This is a genomic window from Solitalea lacus (assembly GCF_022014595.1).
GTDB classification, from domain to species: domain Bacteria; phylum Bacteroidota; class Bacteroidia; order Sphingobacteriales; family Sphingobacteriaceae; genus Solitalea; species Solitalea lacus.
Genome location: NZ_CP091740.1, coordinates 641,788 through 658,110, shown reverse-complemented (window position 1 = coordinate 658,110; position 16,323 = coordinate 641,788). Strand labels below are relative to the sequence as shown.

The window sequence follows — 16,323 nt, the reverse complement described above, 5'->3', positions numbered from 1 at the left end:
ACAAGTCACTATCTCACAATCAAAAATCATATGACTAGAACTCTGCGTCTACCTGGATAACAATCGTTTTCTTGCTAACAGGATGCTTAAACTCAATCATTTCTGCATGCAAATGCAACCGATCTCCTTTGCTGCCATACAAATCATCTCCTACAATTGGACTATTAAGGCCTAATTTATGCGCAGAATGGACACGCAATTGATGAGTACGCCCTGTTATTGGATAGAAATGAATCCTGGTATATTTATCGGTACGTTCAACCACATTCCATTTTGTTGTGGCAGGTTTACCATATTCGTAACATACAAGCTGATGCGGTCGGTTATCCAAGTCAACTCGTAAGGGTAAAGTAATTACACCTTCTTCATGCTGAACAACACCCTCCAGCAGAGCCACATAACGTTTTTTTACAGTTCGGTTTATAAATTGACTTTGTAAATACTTGTACGTTTCCTCCGATTTGGCAATCAACATCAGCCCTGAAGTCGACATATCCAACCGATGAACAATCAATGGACCAGATGCTTCCGGATAAAGAGTTCTTACCCGTTCATAAACCGAATCCTTTACATTTTTTCCTGGCACAGACAAGAATTCTGCAGGTTTATTGATTACTGCCAACTCTTCGTCTTCATAAACTATACTGATATCTTTCCCTTCGGCAGGGTTAATGAGCATTGGATTCTCATCCATTTCAATACCATGGAGCATGTGAGCTAAAATAGGCTCACATTTACCTCTACATGCGGGATAAAACTGCCCATGAATCCGAACCTCTGATTTAGGCGATTGCCCCCACCAGAATTCGGCCATAGCCAAGGGTTTTAAATCGTGAAGAAATGCATATTGCAACAATTTTGGTGCAGCACACTCTCCGGCCCCTGCTGGAGGACGTGCCTCAGCTGAATTCTGAAAAATGCGTTGCAGGCTTTTTTTCTCGCCGTATTGATTCAAAAAATAATATTGATCAAACAGTTTTTGTTGTAATGAAGCCGATTTATGTCTGCGTTCTTCCTTTAAAGAAACTATTTCGTTAACCTTTGCATCAATTTTATGCTGAATAGCCGCCAGCTGATTCTTTATTTGCTTGTTAAAATGTTTTAGATAAAAACTTTCATTAATACTTTCTTTTCTGAGTTCTTCCAACGCATTTGTTAGTTCGTTTTCAGAAAGTTCTGCTTCATGTATCTTTCTTTTCAAATCCCGAGCTTGTTTAGCTTCCTTCATTTGCTGCTTTAGCTCGGTTAATTGCAAAGAGGCGCTATTCGTTTCTGTAGCTAATAGCTCATAAAGCTGAGCTAATTCAGGAGCATTCTCAAGTAGTTCAATTTGCCTATTGTAATGATTTAATACTTCCTCTTCTTTCCTAAAAAAACCATCCTCGGTAAGCATATCAAAAACGGGAGGTACAAACCGTGAATGATGATTTTCTCCAGCCAGCTTTCCTGAAAATGCTGAAAGGTATCCAATTTCTCCATTCTGATTTTCAACAATCAAAACCCCAAACATCTTTCCAATCACCATTCCATCTTTTGTTCCGTCAATTCCGAAGTTATGATCCCACTCCTTTTGATCCTCGAGGTGTTTTTGCAGCTCACTGGCTGCAATAAGACAAAGTGGGTGTGGTTCGTAGTAAAACGGAAAAGTAAACCGTAAGGGTAAAGGATAAGTGACTACAGATTCCTGAAAAAATGTAAAGTATGGATCTTTCAATACTATCTGTTCACTCATTTCGCCGTTTCCTTTATACTGTAAATCAATTGGTTAAAAATGAAAGTTGCAAAAATACAAAGCTTTGATTGATTGGTAAGGTAAATTTTGAAAGAAATTAAAAATGATTGCATGAAGAATTTAAAAATGTGAGAAACTTTCCTGAAGAGCACCACTTTTTTCATTAATTTAATGACCCTTTATACTTATTCCTAGATTAATCATAAAACAAACAATATATGACAGTAGTAAATGTTTATCTGAATTTTAACGGCAACTGCGAAGAAGCCTTTAACTTCTACAAATCTGTTTTTGGCGGAGATTTTCCTTTTTTGGGTCGATTTAAGGATATGCCACCACAAGAGGGCATGCCTCCGGTTCCTAAAGAAATGGAAGATAAAATCATGCACGTTTCATTGCCGATCAGTAATGAAACCATGTTAATGGGGAGCGACACAGGAGGTGAATGGGCTCCAAGTTTTAAACAAGGTAATAACTTCTCTATTTCAATAGGCACAGATAGTAAAGATGAAGCTGATCGTTTATTTAATGGCCTTTCAGCCGGAGGGCAAGTAACCATGCCAATGAATCAAACCTTTTGGGGGGACTATTTCGGTATGTTTACCGACAAATTTGGCATAAACTGGATGGTAAGTTTTAATACCAACCAACAAAAATAATAACAATAAAAAAATAAACGTCGACTAACCGACCATACATCTGTTAATCGACGTTTCTATCATGGAACCTGTATAGGCTATAATTTCTCTGCTTTAGGCAAATTCTTTTCAATTTCACTAAAATCAACACCACACTTGCAGTTGGCTCCACAACCATTCTTTTTAGGTTTTAGCTGACGGTAAATCATTCGGCCCATATATACCAAGGCTAATAAAAAAACGACACCTACTAATAATTGTTGAATCATGACGCAAAGTTATTTAGAATCAATCTAATCTTAAAATTGTTTTTATTGAAAATAGCATAACATGCCTATTTTTAGCACATTAGTTATTCAAGTCGTCTATTCTTGTCAATCTATCAATAATATCTACATAATTTATAATCGAAGATCTTATGAAGAAGTTGTTATTATACCAGCTGCTCTTCCCGATCGCGATCCAATCTGTTGTAGGGTCAGCCAGCCACAGATATTCAAACTTTAGCGAAAGCGCGAAATGTTATTTTTCATGATTTGAATTCTCTATTTTCATATACACTAACAAATTTAAATGTTTATCCCTCCCAAAAAGAAGTTCAGTTCAATATAGATGTCATCTTCTACGGCCTGCATTTTCTTCCTCGCTTTCATTAAATAGGAATCTGTCTGGTTATTAATTAACTGTTAATTGACAGTAAAAGTCAGTGGTTTTAACCTTAATAATTCATTTTCAATCTGTTTTGTAAAACAAATATCCTCAATGGCTTTACCAGGTTAAATTATTTATCTACCTTTGCGGCAAATTTTTGAAAGTACTTTTCGAATGCAAAATATTAGAAACATTGCGATCATCGCACACGTTGACCACGGTAAAACTACTTTGGTTGACAAGATTTTACACACTTGCTCTCTTTTCCGTGATAACCAGGAAACGGGCGAATTAATCTTAGACAATAACGACCTGGAACGTGAGCGTGGTATCACCATCGTTTCTAAAAACGTTTCGGTTAATTATAAAGGCACCAAAATCAATATTATTGATACGCCGGGCCACGCCGACTTTGGTGGTGAGGTTGAGCGTGTATTGAAAATGGCTGATGGGGTTCTTTTGTTAGTGGATGCGTTTGAAGGACCGATGCCTCAAACTCGTTTCGTAACGCAAAAAGCTCTTTCGTTAGGACTAAAACCAATTGTAGTAATCAATAAGGTAGATAAAGAAAACTGCCGTCCTGATGAAGTTCACGAGAAAGTATTCGAATTATTCTTCAACCTTGAGGCTACCGAAGAGCAATTAGATTTCCCTGCTATCTACGGTTCTTCTAAACAAGGTTGGATGAGCACTGATTATACAAATAAAACGGAAGATATCCTACCTTTATTAGATGCAGTTTTAGAGCACATTCCTGCTCCTCCTGTTTCTGAAGGAACTTTACAGTTACAAATTACCTCACTCGACTTCTCTAAATTCGTTGGACGTATTGCTATTGGCCGTGTAGCCCGTGGTACTATTTCTGAAAACCAGCCGGTAACATTGATGAAAAAAGATGGCAAACTGGTAAAATCTCGTGTTAAAGAACTTTACACGTTTGAAGGTTTAGGCCGTATTAGAGTTGAATCAGTTAAGGCAGGAGATATTTGTGCAGTAGTAGGTATTGACGGTTTCGATATTGGTGATACAATTGCTGATTTTGACAATCCGGAAGCATTACCAGTAATGCACATTGATGAGCCTACAATGAATATGTTGTTCACCATCAATAACTCACCATTCTTTGGCAAAGAAGGTAAATTCGTTACTTCTCGTCACTTAATTGAGCGTTTAGAGAAAGAAATGGAGAAAAACCTTGCATTAAAAGTTGAGCCTACCTCTTCAAATGATGCTTATCTGGTTTTTGGTCGTGGTATTCTTCACTTATCGGTTTTAATCGAAACCATGCGTCGTGAAGGTTATGAATTGCAAGTGGGTCAGCCACAAGTAATCATCAAAGAAATCGATGGTGTTAAATGTGAACCAATTGAAACTTTAATTGTTGACGTTCCTGCTGAAACTGCCGGTAAAGTAATTGAGTTGGCAACTATGCGTAAAGGTGAGTTGTTAATTATGGAACCAAAAGGAGATTTACAGCATTTAGAGTTTGAAATCCCTTCTCGTGGTATCATTGGTTTACGTAACAGTGTATTAACTGCTACTGCAGGTGAGGCTATTATGGCGCACCGCTTCAAATCATACGAGCCATGGAAAGGTGATATCTCTCAACGTTCTGCAGGTGTATTGATCTCAATGGATAAAGGTTCTTCAACCGCTTACCGTATCGATAAATTACAAGATCGCGGTATTTTCTTCGTTGATCCGGGAGAGGAAGTTTACGAAGGTATGATCATTGGTGAGCACAGCCGTGATTCAGACTTAACGGTAAATATCACTGAAGGTAAACAGTTAACTAACTTCCGTACTACCTCTAAAGATGATGCAACTCGTATTGCTCCTGCAACCAAATTCTCGTTAGAGGAAGCAATGGAGTACATTCAGGCTGATGAGTATGTTGAGGTAACACCTCAAAGTATGCGCCTTCGTAAAATCATTTTGAAAGAAAATGAGCGTCAGGTTGCAGCTAAGAAAAAAGCATAATATATCTGATTACTTTGCAGGTCACGCACAGTAATTCAAAATAGGTTGTAAAAGCCTTCCGAGCAATCGGAAGGCTTTCTTTTTTCAATGCATCTAAATCTCTTACTTTTGAAATTCCAAAGCATTATTTCGGTTTCAAAATGATAATTAGTCACTACCAACAAGAACTTGCAATAGTTAACAGTCAAATTAAGCATTACACAGAACTTGTTAACCGTTATTCTCTGTTTCGTTTAGGAACTATAATTGGCGGCTTAACAATTCTCTTTGTTTCATTTAAATTTGATTCGCCATGGCTAAGTGCAGGCATTGCCATACTCATTGTACTTCTGTTTATCTGGTTAATTGCTACTCAGAATAAATATGACCAGCAAAAAGAATATCACATCAACTTAAAAAAGGTACTTGAAAACGAACTCAATGTAATGAGCAAGCAAGCATCTATTTATAACAATGGACATACTTTTGAAGACGACCATCATTCTTACACTTCCGATTTGGATATTTTCGGCCCTAAGTCATTATTTCAGTTAATAAACCGATGTGCAACCGTTCAAGGAATTGAAGAATTGTCTGCATGGCTAAAACATCCTGCTGACATAAATGCAATTAATAGCCGACAGGAAGCAGTAAAAGAAATTTGTCAAAAGCATAAATGGAGAACTCACTTTCAGACATTACTGCTTTTTAATTTGAGTTTAAAGGAAAATCCGGTTGAAGGCTTATTGCGTTATTTAAAACTCCCACGTGAAAACCATAAACTATTAAGAAGATATGTAATGGTTGCACCTTGGCTCTTCATCGGATTATTGTGCGCTTCATTTTTAATCCCTAAGCTATTTGCGTTTGTAATTGCCTTAGGCATTTCACACATTGGAATAATCATTAATAATCAACTATATATTAATAAAACCGATGTTCTTGTGGGTAAAATCGGTAAAACCCTAAGTGATTTTTCAGCAGCTTTTAAAGCTATTGAAAATGAAAACTGGCAAAGCTCACTCTGCATTCATTTAACTGATAGCATGAAAAGTAATACAGAGTCAACTATTTCCGAAACCATTAATCTACTTTCGTCGCTCATTATAAAGCTTGACTATCGTTTGAATGTTTATGTGGCGGTAATTTTAAATGCCATTTTCTTATGGGATCTCCGCCAAGTTTTTGCAATTGAAAACTGGAAAGAATTAAATAAAGCTAATATTGATGAAGCGTTTCATTGTCTAGCTAAATTTGAAGTCTTGAATAGCATGGCTTGCCTATCAGCAAACAATTCGAGCTGGATATTCCCAGAAATTATTGAATCTGAAAACTGCACTTACGAAGCAAAAGAATTAGGCCACCCGCTAATTGCACAGAATTTAAGAATAACCAATAATTACGAACTTATTAACGATCGTAAAATTGATATTATAACAGGGTCAAATATGGCCGGAAAAAGCACCTTCCTGCGAACGCTGGGCATTAATGCTGTATTGGGATTATCTGGAGCTTCGGTTTGTGCATCTCAAATGCGTCTTTCACCAATCCAGTTAGTTACTTATATGCGTATTCGTGATTCTCTAAATGAAAGTACATCAACTTTTAAAGCAGAGCTAAATCGATTACAATTAGTCCTTGAAACTGTTCCAAAAACATCCAACACATTCTTTTTAATTGATGAAATGCTCCGTGGAACCAATTCTGTGGATAAATACCGGGGATCAAAAGCTGTGGTAGAGAAACTGATCGCCGGCAAAGGTGTGGGGGTGGTGGCAACCCACGACCTTCAGGTTGCACATTTAATAGAAAAATATCCCGATTATATCCGTAATTTTTATTTTGACATACAGGTTAAAGACAATGAAATGCATTTCGATTACAAACTCAAACAAGGAGAGTGTAAAACCTTTAATGCTTCATTGTTGCTAAAACAAATTGGTATTGAAGTAGATTAAATTGTTTTTATGTTATGAACGAAAGTAGTATTCGTTTTAACCTATTAAAGCATCATTTAGGCTTTATAACATCCTTCATCAAATTAAAACCTAAAGACTGGCAAATTCAGTTACTTGAACTGGGAAACCTTCATTTTGATGTTTATACCGGTCAGCTTTCAGTGAAGGAAATTAAGTCTCAAATCTTACTCTGCTTACTTAACATCGGCGTTCAATCGCCTCAACAATATTTCGATTTTTTGGGGGACGAATTGAATTATAAAACCATTGCCATTTCTGATGGCAGCTATTGGGTGTTGCGCTGGGGCATAGACTCTAAAGAATTTATTCATATCCATATTGCCAGATTTGGACCACATACACTTCGAGTTAAATCCACTGCTTTAAAAACAGCCATTGCACTGGCAATTAATCATCCAGAAATAAACACAACAGATATAAATTCAATAAATGATATTAGAGCCATATTAGGAATTTCCCCTATTAATTCTCATGGTATAGAAAGCATTAATGAATTACTAAAGTTGATTTCCGGAAAATTTAAACAGTAATATTATCTCAGGTAAAGCTTTTTATAGTCTTCATCAAGCTTATAAATATCTCTTCTGAAATTCAAATTCCCTTTCTCATCAACCCAGACCGTTCTATAAACAATAGAAACAGGAACCAGTTGTTTCAATGTCACCCAAGTCTCTTTCCCCCCCTGCATTACTGAACTTATTTTGACACTATCCCATTCTGCTTCATTTCGTAATAAATGCTCTGCCAATTTTTGCGGCTCAGAAATACGAATACATCCATGACTAAATGAACGAAAACTTGAATTAAAGAGGCTTTTAGCAGGAGTATCGTGCAAATAAATATCATGTTCATTAGGAAACAGGAATTTAACCAGTCCCAAAGAGTTGGATGGACCAGGTTTTTGCCTTACCGAGTATGGGAATGGTTCATTGGGGTATTTTTCCCAACTGATACTACTGGCAGAAACAGTTTTATTCCCTTGTCTAAACTCCAAACGTTCTTTGTAAATATAGCCTCGGTCCTTTTTTACTTCAGGAATAATCTCATTCCGTACAATCGATAGGGGTACATTCCAATAAGGACTGAATACGATGTACTTCATATCTCCGGTAAAAACAGAGGTGGACGAAGTAGGCTTTCCTACAACCACTGCAGTGCTCCAGCAAAGTTCACCGGCTTGATAAACATGCATTTTGAATTCAGGTATGTTTATAATGATTCCGTCTCCATTTTGAGAAATCCCATTCCATTTCAACCGTTGAATATTGGACAACAATTGCTCTAAGCGTTGAGTAGGACCAACGTTCAATGCTGTTATTACTTCTCTTCCTATTATTCCATCTTCTTTTAATCCGTTTAATTGCTGAAAAGCTTTAACTTTTGACTGAAAAGATGACGTATAAACATCAGAGGAATCCGTTTGTACTGTATCTAGAAGTAAAAAAACTCTTCTTTTTATTTCAACAAGCTGATGGTTTTTCTCTCCAGACTTAAATGCTTTTTGTGGAACAACCAATTCACTCCAGGAATCATTTTGTTTAAATACTGAATAACTGCTTAACTTATCGCTCAGTTTATATAATTCTGGCTCCCCGCTAACGTTGCATACCCTAATTAAAGGCAACATTGCCAACAATTCTTTTATTGCCTCATTAACAGTTAATGGAAGTGGAAAAAACCACTTTTCTGCCGTTTCATAACATTTCGGATATGTCAGCTTCAAGAACTCTAGAAAATATCCGGTAAGCTTGATTTCTGTATGCAGTTTAAGTGAATCCGTTTTTAATGAATCAGGAATATTTTGAAAATATTTTGTTATGCCATTAACGGCAAGAAAACAATTGACATAATTACGCTCTTGGATTGAATGCTGCTGCAAAAGATTTTTGAAGTTGATAGCAGCCTCTGAAAGATTATTATTTATAATCCAAACTGCGTATTGAGGCCTGCTCTTATAAAAATTGAGAATTTCAGACTTAATGGAACGTGTTAATGAATCTGCGTCAATAATTAAAGCTAAAGTAGGTGCTTCTATTGAAACCAAAGATGTGTCAATTTCAACACCAGTTCTTAAAGGCCTGGTATTGTAGGCATTCCCGGCTTGAATAAAACACAGAAAAACGATACATGTATGCAGCAATCTCATTGGAAGAGCAAAATTTAGAATGCGGCCTACTTCTACGAAAAAACGAAGCCTCCTATTCTGTTAATTTAACAAAAAGGAGGCTTACGAACAATATATGGTTTAATCGACTAACGCAAATAAGCTGATTTATTAATATAAGATGGGTTGTTTCCCGCAATGAACAGCACTGCACCATCTTTAATTGTATCAATAATCTGTTTGTTTAATTCTTTTGGCAAAGCAGGACATCCCCAGCTTCTACCTAACATTCCATTATGAGCAATAAACGAACGGGAAACATAATCAGCTGAGTGGATTATGATTTCTCGCTCACGGGCCTTGTCATTGATACCTCTTTCAAGTCCGTTGAGCACCATTGAATAGCCATGCTTAGGACTAATGATAGTTTGTCCGGTTAAATAAAAGCCCAGACTACTTTGCAATGAACCTTCAATATTTGAAAAGTGAGTTGCATATTCTTCTCCTGAGTTTTTGCCATGAGCAACAAGAGAATGAAACAGCAATTGTTTTTTGGCAACATCAATTACAAACAATCGCTCTTCACTTGAAGGTTTGTTAAAATCAATTATTGCTAGAATTTGCTTTTTAGGATTTATTTTTCTGAATCCAACAAGCGCCCTATCAAAAACTTCTTTATTCAAAAGAAGATTAAGACCGGTGTTAGTGTAAACTTCTTCTGCCTCAGTAACCAGGGTATTTTCCTTTTTAACCGTAGCAGCTGGCGATTCGTCTTTTTTATCCTTGTGGGAATAGTTAGAATAACCGTTTACCGCAATCAACGAGAACACCAAGAATAATACTGTCCCTACCTTTCTTTTCATTTAGTCGCCAGTTTTGTTTCCTATTGTAATCATCTTCTACGAACTCTTAACCTCCTGGGTTACAAATAATTGAAAGTTAATTTAAGGTAATCTTTTCTGAATTAAAAACAAAAAAAATTAACCATTTATAAGGCAATATAAATTTAGATATTGTTTTACGCAGAACCCTAAACAAACAACAATCTCATTCACAGGATATTACAACTACAAATTTACATTCATTTTTTAAACGTTACATTCAATTGACTATGAAAATAGTTTATAGGTAGTACTTTTGCACATTACAATTAGTGAGTATGGCCTTAAAACTGCTTTTAAAATATATACTAGAACTGATCTTGATATTTTGGTTGTTAAGACTATTATTAAGATTAGCAGCGCCATTTCTGTTTAGAACTATGGCAAAAAAAGCCGGAGAACAGGCTGAAAGGTTTTACCGTCAGCAACAACAGCAATATACCAATACTTATAACCAAAGGCAAGGTGAAATGCATGTTAATTATGCTCCAGAACAACAAAACAAACGAAAGCCTAACCTTGACAGTGCGGGAGAGTTTGTTGATTATGAGGAAGTAAAGTAGATTAATCTGTCCATTTAAAACTAATCAAATGAAATTTTACGATCTCGAATCGGAGTTAAAGTTTGGAAAATACGAGGGAAAAACACTTCAAGATATTGTAAAACTTGATCCCGATTATTTAAATACTTGTGCAATACAGGAAAAAGACTTTTTTATTGCAGGGCCTGTAATTAATGATTTAAAAGGCTTAAATCCACAATTTAGGCTAACAGACGTAGCCCTTGCCACTCTGGCTCAAAAACATAAGCATTGGAAAATTGATGCAGATATTGAAGATGATGACGACGAAGATACATATGCTTATTTTGACGAGCAGGCCTGGAAAAATGAATTTGGCTTACCAGATGATGATGATGAAGCCTCAGAAATATTAAGCCTCGAAGCCGCAAGCTTAGAAGCTGAAGTTAAAGGGCATCTTCCAGGAATGACCGACAAGAAAGATCCGGAAACTATTCAGCACGCTAAAGATGTTGAGGATTCGGATGATGCTTTAGAAGAATTCCCGTTTGAAAAATTTGATGAAGACATTGACGACTGGGAAGGAAACTATGACGAGGAAGATGAATGGAACTAATTTTCTTATCAATAAACGTAGGCCGCAGTTTACACTGCGGTTTTCTTTTTTAATAGATTACCTAAAATTGAACAACTCTTTTCAGAATATTGTTTGGAACGCTCTCCCTTTTACAGTTAATTCATTTTTCTATATTTGGCCGTTTCAAATAAACTAAAGCCTCAAAATAATGAACCAGTGGTTTAAGAAGAATTGGCCAAACATAGTGGCCCTTGTGTTGTTTATCGCAATTTGTTTTATCTATTTCAGTCCGCTTTTGCAAGGCAAAAAGCTCATGCAAAGTGATGTTATGCAGGCTACTGCCGTACAACAGGAAATTAAAGATTACACAAAAAATGGCATTGGCCCACTTTGGACCAATTCCGTATTTAGTGGAATGCCATCCTATCAAATATGGGCACAATATCCTTCTAACTTAGCCTCACATGTTATTTCCATCTGGAATAAGATTTTTCCTAATCCGGTAAACTTTGTTTTATTATACCTGGTTGGCGGCTTTTTCTTGTTTAGGATGCTTCGCTTTAAGCCTTGGCTTAGCTTTTTAGGAGCTATTGCAATCGCATTTTCATCATACAACTTTGTATTAATTGAAGCCGGACACACCGGAAAAGCTCTGGCTATTGCTTTTTTTGCACCAATTTTAGGTGCTATAATTATGGCCTTTAGAGGTAAACGTTTATGGGGAGCAGCTCTTTTAGCTTTATTTCTAGCACTGGAGATTCGTTCGAATCACTTGCAAATGACTTACTACTTAATGATTGCCATTTTGGTATTGGTTATTGCAGAACTAGTTGATGCCATCAAACAAAAGAAACTGGTTGATTTTACGAAGACTTGTGGAACTTTAGCTATTGCAGCAATCATTGGAGTGGGTGTTAACTTTGGTACACTTTGGGTAACCTATGAATATGCGCAAGAAACCATCAGGGGAAAATCTGATTTGGTAAAACCAGCTGCTACGAATGCATCAAAAGGTTTAGACAAAGAATATGCTTACCAATGGAGTGAGGGCATTATGGAATCAGTAACATTTCTTATTCCTGATGCTTATGGAGGCGCAAGCGGCATTCCGTTTACTCCTAAATCGAATACTTATGCAGAGTTGGTGAAAAACAATGTTCCGGCTCAAGACGCAGCCCAACTTGCGGCACAAATTGGAGGAGCTGCCCGCTATTGGGGAGACAAACCATTCACATCAGGTCCTTATTATTTTGGAGCAGCGATTATTTTCCTGTTTATACTCGGGCTTAGCTTAGTTAGAGGTTCATTAAAATGGGGTATTGCCATTGCAGCCTTATTAAGTATCATGCTTTCATGGGGAAGAAACTTCCAAGGGTTTTCTGACTTGTTTTTCGATTATTTCCCAATGTATAATAAGTTCCGTGCAGTTGAGTCTATTCTAGTAATCGCCGGCTTAATGATACCTGTTTTAGCTGTAATTGTGCTAAACCAGATCTTTGAAAATAAAATTACTAAAGAGCAAATCCTTAAAAACCTTAAATATACCCTTTATGGCTTAGGTGGATTTTTATTGGCATTTATAGCATTACCAAACCTATTCCTTTCGTTTAGCTCGCCAAATGACGCTAACCTAACACAACAATTACAGGCAATGGGAGGTGATGCGATGGCTCAATCGTTAATGGGCGCAATTAAGGCTGATAGAATTAGCATTGCCCGTATGGATGGTATCCGTTCATTGGTATTTGTACTTTTTGCAGCAGGTTTAGTATGGGCATTTATTTCGCAAAAAATCAAAGCAGAATTTGCAGCAATTGGTTTAATTGCTGTTATCATGGTTGACATGTGGGGTATTGATAAGCGTTATTTAAAAGACGAAAACTTCACTGAAAAACGCATTTTTACTCAGGCGCAACAACCACGCGAAGTAGATTTGGAAATTAAACGAGATACCGATCCTTATTACAGAGTGTATGATATGACTGTCGGAAATGCATTCAGCAATGCAGCTCCCTCTCAATTCCATAAAAACATTGGAGGTTACCATGCCGCAAAACTAATGCGTTATCAAAATCTTATCGATAGCCAATTAGTAAAAGGCAATCCATGGGCATTCAACATGCTAAACACCAAGTATATCATCATGCCTGATAGTACTAAAGGTGCTCGTGTAGTTCGTAATGATCAAGCTTTAGGCAACGCTTGGTTTGTGACTGGTGTTAAGTTTGTTGCCAATGGAAATGAAGAGTTAGCAGCCCTTGATGTTGTGAATCCTAAAACCACTGCAATTATCAGTGATCAGTTCCGTAAAAATATCAATATCGCTAAAATGGATTTTGATACTACTGGAACAATCAAACTAAAAAGCTACCATCCTGAACATTTGGTATATGAATCAAATTCGAGAGCATCGCAAATTGCCGTATTCTCCGAAATTTATTACAACAAAGGTTGGAATGCTTATGTAGATGGTAACTTACATCCTTATTTCCGTGCCGATTATCTATTGAGAGCTATACAGCTAGAAGCTGGCAAACATACAATTGAATTCAAGTTTGAGCCGAAGTCATATTACACTGGTGAAAAAGTTTCACTTATCTGTTCAATCTTGTTAGTTTCTGGATTTGCAGGGATCGGGTTTCTCAGCTTTAGAAAGAAGAAAAATGCCACACCCACAGAAGAGATAAATGCTTAATAAAAAAAGAGCTGGTCGGTTTCGATCAGCTCTTTTTTTTACTTTTTTCTTACAAGTGTTTTATTTTTACCGAATGAACAAAAAAGCGATTACTACTCCACGTGAGCAGATGTTGAAAAACATCCGAAAAGCTTTGCTTGAAAAGCGTGATAACCCTTATCCAAACTATGAGGATTCTCCGCTCTATCCACCAAATCATGACTTGTTAGAAGTGATTTTTGCTGAAGAGCTGAATAAAGTTGCCGGAAAGTTTTTGTTCTGTGAAGATGAAATCCATTTTATTGAAAATATAATTGGCTTGGCTGAAGAAAAAGATTGGCTAAAGATCATTTGCTGGGACACCAAACTGCAACAATTGTTACGCAAGTATGACTATCCATACATTGCAGATGACACCAATTTTGTAAATGCAGAAGTGGGCATTACAACTTGTGAAGCCCTTATCGCCCGCAATGGCAGCGTACTGGTATCAAGTGCACAGCAAAGCGGTCGCAGGTTGAGTGTTTATCCGCATACACATATTGTGCTGGCCTATACATCTCAATTGGTAATGGATTTAAAAGACGGTTTTGCACTTTTAAAAGAAAAATATGAGGAACGCTTACCGTCAAATATTACCGTAATTACCGGACCTAGCCGTACTGCAGATATCGAAAAAACATTGGTATTGGGGGCTCATGGTCCTAAAGAATTATATGTTTTTTTAATTGACGACTTAAATCCCGATTTTAAAGCCCTTGGATCTCAGGTTGAATTAGACCTTTAGTCTGCTATTCCATAGACGGCCAGCCAAACAGTTTTTCTCTTGAGTTTGACAGCAAAATAACATAAAATATTTATAACCAAATAGATACGAAAAATCAGGCACACTACAAGAAATAGCTAAGTGGTTGATTTTAAAGATATTGATTCAAGGAGGCTACATTCAATACTGAAGGGAGCGATTTTAGGCCAAGTTTCTGCTGAAAGTCAGTTTCTTCCTCAGAGGCTGCAGATCGTAGGAAATAGTTTTTGTCCTGTTGCTCCACTAAACTCACCTGCATTTTATCGAGAAGTTTCCGCAGTTTTCCTTCGGTCGTCTTGAACCCGGCTTTTTCCAGTTTTAGCAAGGTGAAGTTCAGTAAGGTATAGGACAGGTAACAAAGGCAGATATGACCTTCTATCCGCTTATCTGTCCAATGAAACATTGGACGGGTTTCCAGATGGGATTTAAATGTGCGGAAGGTATGTTCAATTTTGTAAAGGTGTTTATACTGCTCCAGCGTTTCACTTACCGAGAGACTCTTATTGTTAGTGGCAATAGCCAGAAAGCCGTCAAAACGTTCATCGCGTTTTATTTTTTCCTGGTCCAGCTGATAGGTTTGTGAACCTTGTTTTTTCAAATAGAAACGACCCGCCTTTTTACTGAGGAGTTCGGGGCGGGATAATAAAGTTTCGGCTGTCTGCAGCTTTTCTGCCCGGTCGTGGGCATCTTTTTTTGCCCTTTTAGCCGAATAGGTCCCAATAATCACCCTTCCCTGATATTCGATCGTTGCATAGCGAACCATAACAAGCTGATCTTCACTATCGCTATAGCTCCATTCTCCATGGTAGTTCTTCAAGTCCAGCAGGAAATCCTGGAGGGAACCGGGAAGCTTCTTTAACCTTTCGCCTACAATAAATTCATAACCGCTTTCGGTGGTAACATCAAGATTGTTTTTGGAAAGCATCCCCCGGTCAGCCACTACAATCACCTGATTGATCTGATAGTCTTTCTTCAGGTCTTTTACCGCTTTTTCAAACGTATGACCTTCGAACGTGTCGCCTTTGAATACCTGATACCCTATAGGCTGTTTATCCCGGTCAATCAGCAGGCAAAACAAGATCTGGGTAGTACCAATCTTACCATCTTTACTAAAGCCCTTTTGTCGTAAAGCCCCCTCTTGTTCTAGTTCACTTTCAAAATAAAGTGTGGTGACATCATAGAAAACAACATCCAGTTGCTGATTGAATAAATCCCGGCCCGTTTGATAGATCTGCTTTTGGATCGCTTTGTTATAATCGGCCAGCTTATCTAAAGAACGGTACAGATGCTGCAGCTCTACTTTCTCAATGCCCAGGTATTCGTTTTGGTTGAAATAGGAGCTTCGTTTGCTGCAGGGATCCTGCAAGCGCTCAAGAATCATTAACAGCACAGCATTCTGCAGGTCAAAGCCAAGTTTATGCTTGCTGCCGATCTGCCCGAATAAACGGGGGAGTTTATAATGGGACAGGGCTTTGGAGAAAACCTGAAAGTAACCATAATTGAAACGGGCTTTTTCGCCCGTGGTAATTTCCAGAAGATCTTTCAGGTCGCCTCCGCCAAGTTCGTAAAGTTTTGAGCCGATACGTTTTAGCTCTTCTGGTGTATAGTCTTCCAGTTTACCAAGGGTATATAAAATACGATGACGGCTTATCCCGCTCTCATCGCGATAGCTTTCAACGATGCGTAAATACTTTCCTGACTTCTTGTTTTCTACCCTTAGAAAGGCCATGGGCCAAATCTAAAGTCCCTATAGGGAAAAAACAAAAAGTTGGCACACTACACTTTTTTGAAAAATCAATCCA

At 37.4% G+C, this 16,323-nt stretch carries 13 protein-coding genes; 8 read left to right on the top strand and 5 right to left on the bottom strand.

What is annotated here, in order from left to right; translation table 11 throughout:
* Positions 1 to 34: 34 nt before the first annotated feature.
* On the bottom strand, positions 35 to 1,732 hold the full coding sequence (locus tag L2B55_RS02780) for an RluA family pseudouridine synthase (RefSeq protein WP_237848767.1): 1,698 nt from the start codon (positions 1,730 to 1,732) through the stop codon (positions 35 to 37).
* 218 nt (positions 1,733 to 1,950) lie between these two features.
* Between L2B55_RS02780 and L2B55_RS02775 the strand changes: the two genes are divergently transcribed.
* Positions 1,951 to 2,391 carry a VOC family protein gene (locus L2B55_RS02775; RefSeq protein ID WP_237848766.1) on the top strand — a complete coding sequence of 147 codons (441 nt, stop codon included), beginning with the start codon at positions 1,951 to 1,953 and terminating at the stop codon, positions 2,389 to 2,391.
* Positions 2,392 to 2,468: 77 nt separating this feature from the next.
* On the opposite strand, the gene L2B55_RS02770 is transcribed toward L2B55_RS02775, so the two are convergent.
* Positions 2,469 to 2,639, bottom strand: coding sequence for a FeoB-associated Cys-rich membrane protein (locus tag L2B55_RS02770; RefSeq protein WP_237848765.1), 171 nt, complete (start codon positions 2,637 to 2,639; stop codon positions 2,469 to 2,471).
* Positions 2,640 to 3,195: 556 nt separating this feature from the next.
* Between L2B55_RS02770 and typA the strand changes: the two genes are divergently transcribed.
* The 3 genes from typA (at position 3,196) to L2B55_RS02755 (ending at position 7,489) form a co-directional block, all read left to right on the top strand.
* Positions 3,196 to 5,001, top strand: coding sequence for a translational GTPase TypA (typA, locus tag L2B55_RS02765; protein WP_237848764.1), 1,806 nt, complete (start codon positions 3,196 to 3,198; stop codon positions 4,999 to 5,001).
* 140 nt (positions 5,002 to 5,141) lie between these two features.
* Positions 5,142 to 6,938, top strand: a complete 1,797-nt coding sequence (locus tag L2B55_RS02760; protein WP_237848763.1) for a MutS-related protein — start codon at positions 5,142 to 5,144, stop codon at positions 6,936 to 6,938.
* A 14-nt stretch (positions 6,939 to 6,952) separates the two neighbouring features.
* Positions 6,953 to 7,489: a hypothetical protein gene (locus L2B55_RS02755; protein WP_237848762.1), complete on the top strand. Its 537-nt coding sequence runs from the start codon at positions 6,953 to 6,955 to the stop codon at positions 7,487 to 7,489.
* 2 nt (positions 7,490 to 7,491) lie between these two features.
* Here L2B55_RS02755 and L2B55_RS02750 read toward each other — a convergent pair whose 3' ends face one another.
* Both L2B55_RS02750 and L2B55_RS02745 read right to left on the bottom strand, forming a co-directional pair.
* The gene (locus L2B55_RS02750) at positions 7,492 to 9,105 is read right to left on the bottom strand and encodes a L,D-transpeptidase family protein (protein ID WP_237848761.1); all 1,614 of its coding nucleotides are present in this window, start codon (positions 9,103 to 9,105) and stop codon (positions 7,492 to 7,494) included.
* Between the two features lie 107 nt (positions 9,106 to 9,212).
* Positions 9,213 to 9,926 (bottom strand): murein L,D-transpeptidase catalytic domain family protein, encoded by a 714-nt coding sequence (locus L2B55_RS02745; protein ID WP_237848760.1) that lies wholly within the window; start codon positions 9,924 to 9,926, stop codon positions 9,213 to 9,215.
* Positions 9,927 to 10,222: 296 nt separating this feature from the next.
* Here L2B55_RS02745 and L2B55_RS02740 point away from each other — a divergent pair, with 296 nt between their 5' ends.
* The 4 genes from L2B55_RS02740 (at position 10,223) to L2B55_RS02725 (ending at position 14,503) form a co-directional block, all read left to right on the top strand.
* Complete coding sequence (locus L2B55_RS02740) at positions 10,223 to 10,507, top strand: DUF4834 family protein (RefSeq protein ID WP_237848759.1); 285 nt, start codon at positions 10,223 to 10,225, stop codon at positions 10,505 to 10,507.
* A 28-nt stretch (positions 10,508 to 10,535) separates the two neighbouring features.
* On the top strand, positions 10,536 to 11,081 hold the full coding sequence (locus tag L2B55_RS02735; protein WP_237848758.1) for an exodeoxyribonuclease X C-terminal domain-containing protein: 546 nt from the start codon (positions 10,536 to 10,538) through the stop codon (positions 11,079 to 11,081).
* Between the two features lie 169 nt (positions 11,082 to 11,250).
* The gene (locus tag L2B55_RS02730) at positions 11,251 to 13,737 is read left to right on the top strand and encodes a YfhO family protein (RefSeq protein ID WP_237848757.1); all 2,487 of its coding nucleotides are present in this window, start codon (positions 11,251 to 11,253) and stop codon (positions 13,735 to 13,737) included.
* 73 nt (positions 13,738 to 13,810) lie between these two features.
* Entirely contained in the window at positions 13,811 to 14,503 is a 693-nt protein-coding gene (locus tag L2B55_RS02725) for a LutC/YkgG family protein (protein ID WP_237848756.1), read from the top strand.
* Positions 14,504 to 14,633: 130 nt separating this feature from the next.
* On the opposite strand, the gene L2B55_RS02720 is transcribed toward L2B55_RS02725, so the two are convergent.
* The gene (locus tag L2B55_RS02720; protein ID WP_237848755.1) at positions 14,634 to 16,250 is read right to left on the bottom strand and encodes an IS1634 family transposase; all 1,617 of its coding nucleotides are present in this window, start codon (positions 16,248 to 16,250) and stop codon (positions 14,634 to 14,636) included.
* Positions 16,251 to 16,323 lie beyond the last annotated feature (73 nt).